The following is a 13,922-nucleotide window of genomic DNA, read 5'->3' on the forward strand; positions in this document are numbered from 1 at the left end:
CGGCCAGACCGGCGAACGGCTCGTCTTCGTGGCCGATGTGCACAAGGGTTCGTGCCGGGCGGGCCGATGCCTTCAGAGGGGGCCGCTGGGATTCGCGCGCTCAGGGTAGTCAACTCACCTTGGCGCCAGGGAAATTGCCGACTCCTGCCCGCTGTCGGTGCCCGGTGGCATCATCGGTTTATGACGCAGGGATCCGAGTCCGTACGCTTCGGCAAGGGCACCACCGACACCGTCCTGCACCGCTTCGAGCAGTGGGCCCGTGACGCCCCCGAGGCCCGAGCCGTGGTCGTCGGCGAGCTCACCCTCGCCTACGGTCAACTCGACGCGCGGGCCAACCAACTGGCGCACCACCTGCTCGCGGCCGGTCTGCCGTCGGGCGGCCGCGTCGCCATCGGCACCGCCCGGCAGGCCGAGCTGGTCGTCGCCCTCCTCGCCGTCCTCAAGGCGGGTGGGGCCTACGTCCTCATCGATGTCGACAGGCCGCGCACCGGGCAGCGGCAGCTCGCCGCCGTCGAGCCCTTCGCGCTGCTCACCGACACGGCCCACCTGGCCGCCCTCGACAACGGCAGCGGGCTGCTGGTGATCCGGCTCGACGCGGAGGCCGCCGTCATCGCCGGGCAGCCCTCCGACCGGCCCGCTGTGCCGCCGCCGACGCCGGCAACCGACGGCCGGACCGCCGCGGTCGTGTTCACCGGGGCGGCCGAGCCGCGTGCCGTGCCCATAGGCCACGGCCGGCTGCTCGCCGCCCACGACGGCTGGGCCGAGGTCGCCCGGCTGACCTCCGAGGACCTCCACCTGTTGACCGCCGGCCCGGACCTCACCGCCTTCGCCGCCGGCTGGACCAGGGCCCTGTGTTCGGGCGGCGCCCTCGTGCTCTCCGAGGGCGCCGCCTGGAAACCCGAGGACGTCGCGCACACCGTCTTCATGAAGGACGTCACCGTCCTGCACTCCGACCCGGCGGGCGCCCTACGGCTGTTCACCCGCGACATGCCCGGCGGCCTCGCCGTCGAGGGCCGCCGGAGCCGACCCGTTCCCCGCCTCCGCTCGGTACGGCTGCTCGCCGTCACGGGGGAGCGGCTCTACCTCGACGAACAGCAGGCCCTCCAGGACCGGCTCGGTGTCGGCGCGCGCGTACTGAACGTCTACGCCCTCACCGAGGCCGCCGGCGCCGGCACCTACTTCGAACTTCCGCAACTGCAGCGCCCACAGGAGGACCCGGAGCGGATCTCCCTGCTCGGCGTCCCCTTCCCCGGCTGCGAGGTCCACGTCCTCGACGGGGAGATCCGACTCACCCCGCCCGACGGCGGCGACGCGGTCCCCACCGGGGACCTCGGCCGGCTCCGCCCCGACGGGCTGCTGGAGTTCGGCGGCCGGCTGCGCGACCGGATCACCAGGCAGGACGGACGCGTGCTCGACCCGTACGTCGTCGAGTCCGCGATCCGTACCCACCCCGGCTTCGGCACGCCCGTCGTGGCCGCCGTCAAGTCCGGGGAGCAGGAAAGGATCGCCGCCTACGTCGTTCCTCCGCCGGAGGACCCCGACCGGACGGGGACGACCGCGGAGGCCGACCTGAACGCACTGCGCCGGCACCTGCGCGAAAGAGTGCCGCTGTCCGACAATCCCACCCGCCTGGTCCGCCTGCGCGCCCTGCCCCGCACCCGCACGGGCCGGGAGGACCGGGAGGCGTTGCCGAAGCCCGCCCAACCGGGGTCACCGGAACAGGGCAGCGGCAAGTACGGGCGCTCGCGACCCTCGAAACCGGCCGTCCCGTCGGCGGTGGGCTGCCTCGAGGCCTGTCTGATGCTCCCGGTGGCCGGGTTCGTCCTGCTGCTCGGCTACCTCCTGTGGCCCGGTTCCACCGATCTCACCGGGGTTCCGAACCCGTGGGCGTTCCTCTTCTTCGTCCTCTACGTCTTCGAGGCGTGGGCCTTCGTCGCGGGGATGGCATTCCTGTTCGTGGGCAGGGCCTCGGTGCGGCGCCATAGCCGGGGGCAGAGCGACGGGCTGATCGCCGCGGCCCACCTGGCCATCGCCTACCTGCTGATCGCCTGGTGGCCGCAGGACAACTTCTACCGTCTGGCGGCCAAACAGGACTGGCCGGTCCAAGCCGCCCTCGTGTACACGTTCAACATCCCTCTGATGATCGCGGCCTTCGTCGTGGTCCGCTTCCTCTCCTGGACACCCGCCCCCGCTCCGGACCCCCACGACGAGTCCTAGGCCCCGTCCAGGTCCTCCGGCTCTTCGAGGTCTTCGAAGGCCGCGCCCACCGCCCGCGCCCCGGCCCGTACCAGTGCCTCGGCCGCGTCCAGCGCCTCCCCGCTGTGCGCGGCCACCAGCACGCCGAGCCAGGGCGCCGGGTCGAAGGCCGCGGTCGGGATGGCGGGGACGAACAGCGCTCCCAGCTCGGCGCAGGCCCGCGCCAAGTCCCCGCACAGTTCGTGCAGCTGCGCGTCGGGCAGCCGTGCGCCGAGCTCCACCCGGTCGATGATCCGTACGAGGTGACCCGCGCCCCGCAGCGCGTCGAGCCGGGCCGCCACCATGAAGGCGATGGACGGCCCGGTCAGCCGCAGGTTGGTCTCGGTCGGCGCGAGCCGCCCCGCGTCGGCGGTAACGAAGTCCACGTCGAACCAGCCCCGGTAGCCGGCGGCCGCCAATTCCCGGCCCACCGCCGCGCCGAAGGCGCCGAGGGGCTTGTCCGCCCACTCGGGCACCACTCCGGGCCCGACGGTGGCGCCCGCGTAGCAGCCCTCCCGTACGTCCATCACGGCGCCGCCGGCCTCGTGCACGCGGCCCCCGGCGTCCACGAAGCCGTCGTACGTGAGATCGCGTGGGCCCTCGTCACCCGGCGGGCCGCTCACGTACTCCTCCACCAGCAGCGGCCCGCGCGGCAGCCGCCGCAGCAGGGCGCGCGCCCCGCCGGCCACCCGGACCTGCTCGGCGGTGACCACCGTGGTGCCCGAACCGCCGACGCCGTGCTCCGATTTGAGAACAGTGCTCTCGCCCGCCTCGGTCCGGGCCTTCAGCAGCCGGACCGCCGCCCACCGGGTGTCGGCCCGCCACTGCCGGGGGAGCACGATCTCGGGATGCCCGCCCTCCGCAAGGATCCGGCCGAACAGCTCGTGCGCCGCGGACTTCGACTCGTACCGCAGCTCCCGGGCCTGCCACGGCCGACCCGTCAGCGCCCCGAACGGCCGCGTCAGCCCCCATGGTACGAGGGGCAGCCCGGCCCCCGTCAGCCGCGCGGCGAGCGCCGGCCGCTCCCGTACGGCGTCGAGGAGCCCCGGACCCCGCTCCACCAGCCCGTCGTACACCTCGACCTCCGCCCAGCCCAACTGCCGACCGACCAGGTCGATCCAGTCCCGCGGCACCGCCCGCGGCAGCACCAGCACGGCGGGGTGCGGGCTGTAGAAGGCGGCCAGGCACGCGTAGTGGTGAGCGGGCCGCTGCTCCCGGTCCAAGGTGGCGTCGGCGAACTGCGCGTTGAATTCGGCGACGTTGCCCAGGTGCACGGCCCGCCCGCCCCCGGTCCATTCCCGCGCCCAGTCGGCGAGCGGGACGGGGGCCACCTCGAAGGGCACCAGATCCTCCGGGCCGCCGCCGGCACCCGGGCCGCCCGCCGGCACCGCGCCCATCGCCCGGTAGAACCCGGCCGCGTGCCGATCGGAGTCGATCACCAACCTGCGCACCCCCAGCTCCACCGCCCGGCGCAGCACGTCCCGGTACAGCAGCCGCCCCACGCCCCGCCCGATGGCCGCCGGCTCCACGAACAGCAACCCCAGGACGGCCTGCGGTGGAGCGCCTTCCAGGGAGGCGAGCCCGAGCACCGCCCCGCGTTCGTCCTCGGCCACGACGATGCGGCGGTCGGCCACGTCCCGCGCGCGGATCCGCAGGTCCCGCTCGCACGCGGCGAGGAATCCGGCGTCGTACCCCCAATGCGCCTTGGACCGCATCACCAGCCCCGTCAGGGCCTCCGCTTCGTCCGCCCGCGCCGCCCTGAGCTGTGCCAATTGCCGACCTCCCCATGGTCCACCGCAGGGCCGTGCGATACATTCGGCCAGCCCACGGCACATACTTATCCCACCCCACGCGGAGACAGGCTTCTCAATGAGCGACATCATCAACGGACTTGGCCGTACCAGCGCCTACGGCGCCCTGGGCCTGGTCCTGCTGATCCTCGGCATCGTCCTCGTGGACGTGCTGACGCCCGGGAAGCTGCCCAAGCAGATCTGGGAGGAGCGCAACCGCAATGCCGCGATCATGCTCAGCTCCGCGCTCCTCGGTATCGGCGGCATCGTCTTCACCTCGATCTGGACGACGTACGCGGACTTCGGCAAGGGCCTGCTGTCCACGGCCGCCTTCGGCGTGCTCGGCCTCGTCCTGATGGCAGTGGCCTTCCTCGTGCTCGACCTGGTGACCCCCGGCAAGCTCGGCGCCATCGTGGTCGACCCCGAGCCGCACCCGGCGGTCTGGGTCACGGCCTCCTGCAACCTGGCCGTGGCCGCCATCGTCGCCGCCTCGATCGCCTGACGGACACTCAAACGACACGACGAGAGCGCCGCTCCCCACCGGGAGCGGCGCTCTCGTCGTGTCGTACTACGCGAGACCCAGCGCGAACACCGCGAACCCCGCCGCCAGCAGCCCCGCCACGGTCCGCCGCACCGCCCGGCCCCCGCGCACGTCCCGCGGCGGATTCTCGAACCGGCGCGCGTACCGGGCGATGCCCACCAGCAGCACCGCGAACACCGGCATCCACGCCACCCGCGCCACGACCCACCCCACGCTGTCCGGCGCCGTGGTCAGCCCCGCCACCCCGCCCACGAAGGAACCGGGAACGGCCGCGGCCAGCATGGCCGTCTGGTGCCAGCACAGGATCGTCATCGCACACAGGTTGATCACGACCACCGGAGCCCATGCGGCGGGACGCGCCAGCAGGGCCGCCAGCCGGTCGCGCAGCAGGATCGCCGCACCCGACTGCGCCGCGGCCAGGGCCAACACCAGCAGCGACGGCGGGTGCGAGTTGGTGCGCGCCTCACCCGGTACGCCCACCATCGACGCCGGGTAGTGGAAGACCACCAGCAGGACGGCGAACAGCAGCGTCCCGCCCGCCAGCAGCAGCCAGGCCCCGCGCCGGCCGATCCGCCGCTCGCCCCAGGAGACGCCCAACTGGTACGCGAACAGCCAGCCCGGCAGGACGTTCAGCAGGGACAGCCAGGACGGCACGGAGCCGGCGAGCGGTCCGTAGCGCAGGAAGTCCACCACGGCGACCGAGCCGAGCAGCGGGGCGGCCGCCCAGCCGCCGAGCCGGTGCGCCGCCCGCACGCAGTACGGGGTCAGCGCGGTGATCACCACGTACACCCCGACGAACCACAGCGGCTGGATCACCAGCGTCGCCCCGGTCCGCAGCGTGGCCGACGGCACCCCGACCGCGTACAGCACGGGCGCGGCCAGCGCCCACACGGCGGTCACCCCGAGCACCGGCCGCCCCAGCCGGGCGATCCGGCCCTTCAGCCAGGCGCCCTTCGACCCCTTGCGGCGGTCGAAGGAGAGCGCCGAGGCGTAGCCGCCGACCAGGAAGAAGATGCCGAGCATCTGGAGCACCCAGCTCGCCGGGGCGAGAGCGCCGAAGGCCGACAGGGGGCTGGCGTTGTGCAGGCCGCCGTCCGCGTCGAGGGTGAAACCGCCGAGCAGCCAGTGGCCGGTCGGCACGGCCAGCAGCGCCAGGGCGCGCAGCCCGTCGACGGCCCGGTCGCGGTGGGCGGGGGTCTGTCGGTCGATCCGCTCGGCGGTGCGCCGCAGAGTCGTGAGGGCGCTCATCGAACCTCTCCCTTCGCGATCGCGGCGAACGCCGCCAGGGACTGGGTGCCGGGCGTGAAGTAGCCGGTGTGCCCTTGTACGTCGGCGGCGGGGACCCGGTGGGCGCCGAAGGCCGGGGAGGTGGGGTCGGCGCCGTGGCCGATCCCGGCGAACTCGACGTTCGGCACGTCGGCGATCCAGTCGGAAGGTCCCCGAGCCGCCCAGACGCGAGCCCGGGTGCGCAGGGCGGCCGCGGTGTCGGCGCGCATCCCGGGGGAGCCGAAGGCCACGATGTCGGTGGCGTCCGTGTCCCGGGCGGCGAGCCCGCAGACCACTGAGCCGTAGCTGTGGCAGAAGAGCACCGGGTCGGGTGCGCCGACCGCGTCCAGCCCGGCGGTGAACCGGGCCAGTCGGGCCGCCCCGGCCCCGGCGAGCCGGCCGTCGGCCGCGTCCAGACCGACCCCGACCGGGGTCGTGTACCCGATCCACGCGACCACCGCGACGTCCCCCGAGGCCGCCCCGACGTTCCCGGTCGCCCCGGTCGCCCCGGTCGCCCCGGTCGCCCCGGTCGCCCCGGTCGCCCCGCGCAGTGCACGGGCCATCCCGGCCGGGCCGGTGTGCTGCTTGCGCTTGGCGTCGTAGGCGGTGGCGTCGTTGTCCGAGCCGGGCACGATCACCGAGACGTGCCGAGCCCGCTCCAGGTCCCCGAACACCTCGGCGACCTGCCCCCGGCCGCGCGGGTCGAAGGCCAGGATCTGCCGGCCCGGCGCCGCGAGCGCGGCGTAGCGGGCCTCACCCGTGGCCGCCACGGCGATCCGGTTGGCCTCGTACCGCAGGGCGAGCGGCGCCCCGTCGAGGTTCCCCACCACCAGCGGGTGGGAGCGTACGAGCTCCCGCCGCGCGGAATCGTCCAGCCCGGCGAAGAACCGGGCCACCTCCCGCGGGCTCGCGCTCGCCGGATCGGGCAGCGCCCGGCCGGACACGGTGTCCGCCCGCCAGGCGGCGGCGCCGGGCGGAGGCCCGGTGACGGCCCGCTGACTGTCCCCGGAGGCCCATCCCGCGGTACCCGCGACGACGGTCACCGCCAGTGCGGCCGTGACCAGCGTCCTTCCGAAGCGGCGCATGCCCCTTCTCCCTTCCTCGTGATGAGCCTCGTGACGAGGAGGAAGGTAGGAAGGAGGTACCGGAGGGGGCGTCGGACCGTGGAGCCAAGTCGGATGTCATACCCCGGTAGGGGGTGGAGGAGACGGCCCCGATGTGTGAACCGGCGCGGCGGCGACGTCAACCGGCCGCCGCCGGCGGCGGGTCGGTGTCACGCCGCGGCGGCCGAATGCGCGGGGCAGGTCAGCCGGAGTCGCCCGGCCGCACCAGCCCCGCCTCGTACGCGAAGATCACGGCCTGGGCCCGGTCGCGCAGGTCCAGCTTGGCCAGCACCCGCCCGATGTGGGTCTTCACCGTCTGCTCCGCGAGCACCAGATGGCCGGCGATCTCCTGGTTCGACAGCCCGCGCGCGATGAGTTCCAGTACCTCGGTCTCACGCGGGGTGAGCCCGTTCAGCCGCAGCGCCGGGTCCTTGCGCGGCGCGGGCCGCTGCTGGACGAAGTCGGCGATCAGCCGCCGGGTCACCGACGGGGCCAGCAGCGCCTCGCCCGAGGCCACGACCCGGACCGCCGCGATCAGATCGGCCGGCGGGGCGTCCTTGAGGAGGAAGCCGGAGGCGCCGGCGCGCAGGGCCTCGTACACGTAGTCGTCGATGTCGAAGGTGGTCAGCATCAGCACCTTCGGCCGGTGCACCACGCCCGGCGGAGGATCGAGCAGCTCCCGGGCTGCCGTGAGCCCGTCCATCTCCGGCATCCGTACGTCCATCAGCACCACGTCGGGGTGCGCGGAGCGGGACAACAGCACCCCCTGGCGCCCGTCGGGCGCCTCGCCCACCACGTCGATGTCGGCCTGCGCCGAGAGCAGTGCGGCGAACCCCGCCCGCACCATGGCCTGGTCATCGACGATGATCACCCGGATCGTCAACTCCCCTCCTTCGTCTGAGCGGTCTCCGTAGCGTCCTTCAGGGGCAGGCGGGCGGCGACCCGGAAGCCGCCGTCGGGCAGCGGACCGGTGTCCAGCGTCCCGCCGGTCAACCGTACGCGCTCCCGCATCCCCACCAGACCGTGCCCCGTGCCCGAACTCTCCAGCGCCACCACGGCGCCCCGCGCCGGGCCGTTGACCACGAGCACGAGCACCTCGTCCTCGTCGACGCTCACGGAAACCCGCGTCTTCGCCCCCGGCGCGTGCCGCACCACATTGGCCAGGGCCTCCTGCACGATCCGGTACGCCGACAGGTCCACGGCCGGCGGCGCCGCCTCGGCCGCGCCCGCCGCCAGGGACAACTCCACCGGCTGCCCCGCCCGTACGGTCGCCTCCACCAGCTGCTGAAGCCGGTCGATCCCCGGCTGCGGGGCCTTCTCGCCCTCCGCGCGCTCCGTACCGTCACCGCGCAAAACCGTGAGCAGCCGCCGCATCTCGCCGAGCGATTCCCGCGCACTGGCCGCGATCGCCGCGAACTCCTCCCGCACCGGCTCCGCCATGCCCGGCAGCCGGTACGGCGCGGAATCCGCCTGCACGGTGATCACCGACATGTGGTGGGCCACCACGTCGTGCAACTCCCGGGCGATCCTGGCCCGTTCCTCCAGCAGGGTGCGCCGGGCCCGCTCCGCCTCGCTGATGCTCTCCTGCTCGGCGATCCGCCGCTGCGCCTCGCCGAGCCCGCGTAGCGCGCCGGTCAGCACCAGCATCACCCCGGAGAGCACGAACAGCAGGGCGGCGGTGTCCGTCGAACCCGTTGGCGGGAAGAAGCCGAGCGCCGCTCCGACCGCGCCGGTCGCCAGCCACACCCCGACCAGGGTCCGGATGGACTCGCGCAGCCCCAGGCACGCCATCAGTGCCAGGTACCCGACGATGGTCATCGGTGCCCACGGCCAGGGATGCCCGGCCACCTTGTCGGCCTGGATCAACAACACCGCGCCGATCGTGTCCGAGAGCAGGATCAGCGCCCACGCGTGCACCGGCCGGGTCACGGCCAGCAGCAGCGGTACGGTCTGCGCCACGCCCAGCGCGCCCGACCAACCGCCGTCCGCCCCGTAGTCGACGGTCAGAACGGTGATGGTCACCGGCAGCAGCGTTGCGACGAAGATGCCGACGACCACATAGGGGAGCATCCGCTGCCAGAACTTCGGCGCCTGCGCGAACAAGGGCTCCGCCGACCGCGCGGGCGTGCGCAGCACCACACCGAGCTGGGACAGTGCGCCGGGCCCGCCGGCCCGGGCAGGCCCGCCCGGCCCGCCGGGCCGCCGGCCGGTCGAGGGAACGCGGAGCAGTTCACGGGTCCGGCCGCCCAGCCGGATGCGGGGTCTGTCGCTCATGATCGGTCCACCCTATGCGCCGCCGAGCCCGGACCGGAGGTACGGGTAGGCTGCCGGCCAGTCGATCACGGGGGAGTCCGGTACGCATGGGTGGGGCAGCCGCGCTGGAGAAACTGCTGCCGGTACTACTGGCCTTCGGCGGCGGGGTACTGCTCGCGCGCCGCAAAATCGTTCCGGCGGAGGCGTCCAAGGCCTTCTCCGACTACGCCTTCCTCTTCGCCGTCCCCTGCTACCTCTTCGGCAACATCTACGCCAGCGACCTCGGCGCCCTCTTCGACTGGCGGGCGATCGGCGGCTACGCCGCAGCCGCGGCCCTCGCGGTGGTCCTGGTCGCCGCGGCGTCGGTCGCCAACTCCGTACGGGACCCGCGCGCCGTCGCGCTGCGCGTGATGGGCGGAGTGCAGGTGAACACCGCCTACTTCGCCGTCCCCGTCTTCATCACGGTCTTCGGGACGGCCGCGCCGATCTTCCCGATCCTGCTGTTCCAGGTCTGCGTCCTGTCCCTGGTCGTCATCTCCCTCATGGAACTGGGCCGCGCCGGCCCCACCGCGGGCGGCCCGGGCCGGCGCCTCTCCCGAGCCGTCGGCGCTTCGCTGACCACCCCGCTGGTGCTCTCGTGCAATGCGGGCATCCTGCTCAACCTGCTGTCCGTGCACGTCCCCGCCGTGGTCCTGGACGGCGCCGCCTTCGTCGGCGACAGCGCTTCCCCGGTGGCCCTGTTCGCCCTCGGCCTCCACCTCGGCGGCCTCGGCCTGGACGTCCGGGGCACCACGCGCGAGGAGCTGGCGCTGCTCGCCTTCAAGTGCCTGGCCTTCCCGCTGCTGACCTGGGCGGTGTGCGGGATGCTGTTCGGGGTGCGGGGCGACTGGCTGGCGTACCTGGTCCTGCTCGCCGCGATGCCCACGCCGCAGAACCTGTTCATCTTCGCCCAGCGCTACGACGTGGGCGTCGACCTCTCCGCCTCCCTCGTGATCAAGAGTTCGGTGATCTCCCTCCTGCTGCTGCCGCTCTGGCTGCAGACTGTGGTCACATGAGCGACTCCTCGATACCCGAGACACCCGTGATGCCGGTGGGCGCCGTCACCCTCGGACTGCTCGCCGCCTGGACCGTGCACGACCTCGAAGAGGTCGCCACCATGGCGCGTTGGTCCCGTACCCGGGTCTCGGCCCTGCGCCGACGCCACCCCCACCTGCCCGACCGGATCTGGCGGCGCCTCGAAGACGTGGACGGACGCGAGTTCGCCACCGCCGTCGGTTTCATGGGGCTCGTCGTCGCGGCGGCCGCCGCCGACGGGTACCGCACCGGCGGGCGTTCGGCCTTCTACCAGGACTCCCTCAACGGCTTCGGGCTGCACGGCCTCGTCCACCTCGCCCAGGCCGCCGCGACCCGCGGCTACACGCCCGGGGTCGTGACCTCACCGCTGCTGGTGGTCCCCTTCACCCTGTGGGCGCGGGGCCGGCTGCGGCGCGCCGGGGTCCTGCGGCCCACGCGGCCGCGCGACCTGGCCCGGGGCCTGGCCCTGGCGGGCGCCGCCACGGTCGCCGCGCACGCGGCGGCCCGCCGGATCCGGTCGCACCCACTGGCCCGACCGGCTCGTTGACCCGGCATGGAACTGCCGACCATCGCGGCGCCGGGCGTCGGTGAACGGGCCGACGCCGTGGCCGATGCCGCCTGCCACCTCTACGACACCGCCGTGCACGGAGGGTGGAGCCGGAGCGCCGCCGAGGACGCCGCCGAGGCGATCGAGACCACCGCGCACGCCCTCGCGCACATCGACCCGGGCGCGGAGGTCGTCCTCGCGCCGGTCCACGCGGCCCTCGCCGACCTGCGGCGCCGGCTCGGCCTCGCGCCGGCGGACCCGCTGACCGGCGACGGGCTCCCGGCGGCCCCGCGCACGGTCGGCAACCCGCGCCGCACCCGGTGGGTGCGCGTCGATCCGCTCACCCCGCCTTCGCCTCGGCGACCGCCTTCGCGTACAACTTCCTGACGTCCGCGCCGAAGTAGGAGCTGTAGGACGTGTCGGCGGTGTCCCCGCCCGTCTTCCAGCCGCCGATGACCCCCACCACGTCACCGGTCCTGGTCCGCTCGTCGTAGCGGGTCAGGAACGGGCCGCCGCTGGTCCCGCCCGGGTAACCGGTGCAGTCGATGCGCAGGAACGACCCGGGGATCCCCGGGTCGGAGCTGGTGAACTTCGTCGTCCGGTTCACGCACAGACGCGGCCGGGCGGCGGAGGCCGGGTACCCGACGAGCCGTACCTGTGGGTGGGCGTAACCCGCGCCGGTGACCAGGCGGTTCCCGCCGACCACGTCCTCCACCCGGCGGCCGGCGGCGTTCGGTCCCACCTGCGCGAAGGCCACGTCGAGGGCGGCGGCCCGGTTGACGCCCTGCGAGCGGTAGCGCGGGTCGATCCAGATCCTGGACCGCCCGGCCGCGTTCCGCCGTACCGGGAACATTCCGTACGGCCGCGGATTCGCCCGCGTGTACCGCGGTACGAAGGCCACCCGCTGGGAGTCGGAGCCGGTCAGGCAGTGGGCCGCGCTCATGACCAGGTCGTGGCCCGGGGAGGTGACCACGCTGGCGGTGCAGAAGTAGGCGCCTCCGCCCTTGACGAGGTACATCCGGCCGACGACCGGAATGCCGTTGAAGTCCTGCCCTACCCCGGGGCCCGCGACCGGCAGGCGCGGCAAGAGCGGGTCCAGGGTCGGGGTGGGGGTGGGGGTGGGGTCCGGGTCCGGGTTTGGCGTCGGGCTCGGGCTCGGCGTAGGGGTCGGCGTCCCGTCGGGCGTCGGGGTCAGCGGGTCCGGGATGGGCGCGGGGAACGCGGGGCTTGGTGCGGGCGCGGGCGCAGGCGCAGGCGCAGGCGCGGGCGTCGCCGCCGGGACGGGGGCGGGGACCTCCTCCGGGACCGGGACCCCGTCCGAGATCGGGACCTCCTCCGGGGCCGGGAGCCCGCCCGGGGCCGGGACGCCGTCCGGGACCGGGACCGGGTCGAGGGCCAGCGGGACGGCGGCGGCCATGCGTTCCGGCGTCCAGAAGGTCTCCGCCTCCCGGATGGACCAGCGCCCGGCGGCCGAGGCCACCGGGACGGCGTTCTCGGCCCCGGCCGCAGGCAGCTGCCCCGCGGGCACCAGCAGCGCGGCCGCCGCCGCGGCCATCGTCAACGTACGTCGCATGCGGAGCTCCTAGAGGGCGTGCGGGAATCGGAACAGCCGTTCGGGGTCGTGGCGGCGCCGGGCCGCCTCCAGCCGGGCGAGGTTCGGCCCGTAGTAGGCCTCGCGCCAGCCACTGAGCTTCGGATCGCTGTAGTTCTGGTACGCGCTCCCGCTCGCCCAGGGGCGCAGGCCCTGCCAGAGCCCGTCCAGCCAGCCCTGGTGCCGTGCCACCTCGGCGGCCGGCGCGGTTTCGGGCCAGTGGACGAGGTACTGGGCGAGGAAGGCGGCGGCGCGGTGCGCGAAGGCGGTGGCGGTGGCCGGGACCCGGTTCAGCGCCCCGCCGCAGACCCCGTCGAACTGCACCACCCCGAGCCCGCCCCGGGGAACCGCCGACGGGTAGCGCCGCACCGCGTCCAGGACCGCGCCGATCGCCGCGTCGGGCAGCCCGCCGGCCGCCCAGAAGTCGCTGCGGGCGGCGTACGACTCCCGGCCGAGGCGCCCCCCGGGGTCCCGGCCGGGCAGCGCCCCCGGCAGCCGGCACTCTTCGGGGCTCCGTTCCAGGCAGCCCGACATGGCCCGCACCGTGTCCCCGTAGGTCCGTACGACGATCCACCTGTCCCGGACCGGCCTGCCGACCAGGTCGGTCAGCCGGGTCAACTCCCGTTCCAATTCGCGGCGCCCGTCCAGGCAGACCACTCGCAGCGCGGGAACGGCCGCGGGGTCGGCATCGGCTCCGCCGGCTCCGACGGTGAACTCCACCTGGCTCCAGAACGGGTCCGGCAGCCCGACCAGCCACCGCTGCCAGCCCCGCAGCACGGCCGCGGAGTCGGCGCCGGGCCAGTGCAGTTCGGCGAAGGCGGCGTCGGCCACCGGGTGGGTGCGGAAGCGGAACTCGGTGACCACCCCGAAGTTGCCGCCCCCGCCGCCGCGCAGGGCCCAGTACAGCTCGGGGTCCCGGTCTGCGTCGACCTCGCGGACGGCCCCGTCGGGGGTGACCACGCCCGCCCCGGTGAGGCGGTCGCAGGTGGCGCCGTACGCCCGGGAGGCCAGACCCAGGCCGCCGCCGAGTGTGAGGCCGGCGATGCCGACGGTGGGGCACAGCCCGGTCGGGATGCCGAGCCCGCGGCCGGCGAGCGCGGCGTTCACGTCGCCGAGCCGGGCCCCCGCGCCGATCCGTACGCCGTCCCCCGCCACGGCCACCCGAGCCATGGCCCCGAGGTCGACGACCAGCCCGCCGGCGCGCGTGGACCAGCCCGCGTAGCCGTGTCCGCCGCCGCGCGGCACCACCGGGACGGCCGAGCGGCGGGCGAATTCCAGGCAGGCCGCCACGTCCGCCGCGTGCGCGGGATAGGCCACCGCGGCCGGGGCGAGGGAGTCGTAGCGGGGCTGGAACAGCTGCCGTGCCTCGGGGAAGTCCCGGTCACCGGGGAGTACCAGTCGACCCTCGATCCCGCGGGCGAGCGCGCCGTAGTCGGGCCCGCGGACCGCCGCCCCGACGGTGGCCAGGACGGCCGCGGCGGCACTGCCCAGGACCCGGCGGCGAGGAAGGCTCATGCCTCCT

At 74.6% G+C, this 13,922-nt stretch carries 12 protein-coding genes; 5 read left to right on the top strand and 7 right to left on the bottom strand.

Annotated elements, in window-relative coordinates:
* Positions 1 to 180 precede the first annotated feature (180 nt).
* Positions 181 to 2,217, top strand: a complete 2,037-nt coding sequence (locus tag ACFV9H_RS13460; protein WP_385397200.1) for an AMP-binding protein — start codon at positions 181 to 183, stop codon at positions 2,215 to 2,217.
* Here the strand turns inward: ACFV9H_RS13460 and ACFV9H_RS13465 are convergent.
* Complete coding sequence (locus tag ACFV9H_RS13465) at positions 2,214 to 4,007, bottom strand: GNAT family N-acetyltransferase (RefSeq protein ID WP_385397202.1); 1,794 nt, start codon at positions 4,005 to 4,007, stop codon at positions 2,214 to 2,216. The two genes, ACFV9H_RS13460 and ACFV9H_RS13465, sit on opposite strands and share 4 nt — an antisense overlap.
* A gap of 97 nt (positions 4,008 to 4,104) precedes the next feature.
* On the opposite strand from ACFV9H_RS13465, the gene ACFV9H_RS13470 reads away from it, so the two are divergent.
* On the top strand, positions 4,105 to 4,527 hold the full coding sequence (locus ACFV9H_RS13470) for a DUF350 domain-containing protein (RefSeq protein ID WP_385397204.1): 423 nt from the start codon (positions 4,105 to 4,107) through the stop codon (positions 4,525 to 4,527).
* 66 nt (positions 4,528 to 4,593) lie between these two features.
* Here the strand turns inward: ACFV9H_RS13470 and ACFV9H_RS13475 are convergent, their stop codons facing one another.
* The 4 genes from ACFV9H_RS13475 to ACFV9H_RS13490 form a co-directional block, all read right to left on the bottom strand.
* Positions 4,594 to 5,814, bottom strand: coding sequence for an acyltransferase (locus ACFV9H_RS13475; protein WP_385397206.1), 1,221 nt, complete (start codon positions 5,812 to 5,814; stop codon positions 4,594 to 4,596).
* Complete coding sequence (locus ACFV9H_RS13480) at positions 5,811 to 6,917, bottom strand: alpha/beta hydrolase (RefSeq protein WP_385397208.1); 1,107 nt, start codon at positions 6,915 to 6,917, stop codon at positions 5,811 to 5,813. Before ACFV9H_RS13480 ends, ACFV9H_RS13475 begins: the two co-directional genes overlap by 4 nt.
* 220 nt (positions 6,918 to 7,137) lie before the next feature.
* Positions 7,138 to 7,818, bottom strand: coding sequence for a response regulator (locus ACFV9H_RS13485; RefSeq protein ID WP_385397210.1), 681 nt, complete (start codon positions 7,816 to 7,818; stop codon positions 7,138 to 7,140).
* Positions 7,815 to 9,209, bottom strand: coding sequence for a sensor histidine kinase (locus tag ACFV9H_RS13490; protein WP_385397212.1), 1,395 nt, complete (start codon positions 9,207 to 9,209; stop codon positions 7,815 to 7,817). Before ACFV9H_RS13490 ends, ACFV9H_RS13485 begins: the two co-directional genes overlap by 4 nt.
* Before the next feature lie 86 nt (positions 9,210 to 9,295).
* On the opposite strand from ACFV9H_RS13490, the gene ACFV9H_RS13495 reads away from it, so the two are divergent.
* The 3 genes from ACFV9H_RS13495 to ACFV9H_RS13505 are packed head-to-tail and all read left to right on the top strand — an operon-like array spanning position 9,296 to position 11,196.
* Positions 9,296 to 10,243: an AEC family transporter gene (locus ACFV9H_RS13495; protein ID WP_385397214.1), complete on the top strand. Its 948-nt coding sequence runs from the start codon at positions 9,296 to 9,298 to the stop codon at positions 10,241 to 10,243.
* A complete protein-coding gene (locus ACFV9H_RS13500) occupies positions 10,240 to 10,809 on the top strand; it encodes an HXXEE domain-containing protein (RefSeq protein ID WP_385397216.1) in 570 nt (189 codons plus the stop codon). The genes ACFV9H_RS13495 and ACFV9H_RS13500 overlap by 4 nt, the downstream gene beginning before the upstream one ends.
* A gap of 6 nt (positions 10,810 to 10,815) precedes the next feature.
* Positions 10,816 to 11,196, top strand: a complete 381-nt coding sequence (locus ACFV9H_RS13505) for a hypothetical protein (protein WP_385397218.1) — start codon at positions 10,816 to 10,818, stop codon at positions 11,194 to 11,196.
* Here the strand turns inward: ACFV9H_RS13505 and ACFV9H_RS13510 are convergent.
* Together ACFV9H_RS13510 and ACFV9H_RS13515 are read right to left on the bottom strand one after the other, a co-directional pair.
* Positions 11,150 to 12,382 (bottom strand): trypsin-like peptidase domain-containing protein, encoded by a 1,233-nt coding sequence (locus ACFV9H_RS13510; protein WP_385397220.1) that lies wholly within the window; start codon positions 12,380 to 12,382, stop codon positions 11,150 to 11,152. The two genes, ACFV9H_RS13505 and ACFV9H_RS13510, sit on opposite strands and share 47 nt — an antisense overlap.
* 9 nt (positions 12,383 to 12,391) lie before the next feature.
* Complete coding sequence (locus tag ACFV9H_RS13515) at positions 12,392 to 13,915, bottom strand: FAD-binding oxidoreductase (RefSeq protein ID WP_385397222.1); 1,524 nt, start codon at positions 13,913 to 13,915, stop codon at positions 12,392 to 12,394.
* Between the last annotated feature and the right edge of the window lie 7 nt (positions 13,916 to 13,922).

Source organism: Streptomyces sp. NPDC059874 (genome assembly GCF_042731135.1).
GTDB lineage: Bacteria > Actinomycetota > Actinomycetes > Streptomycetales > Streptomycetaceae > Streptomyces.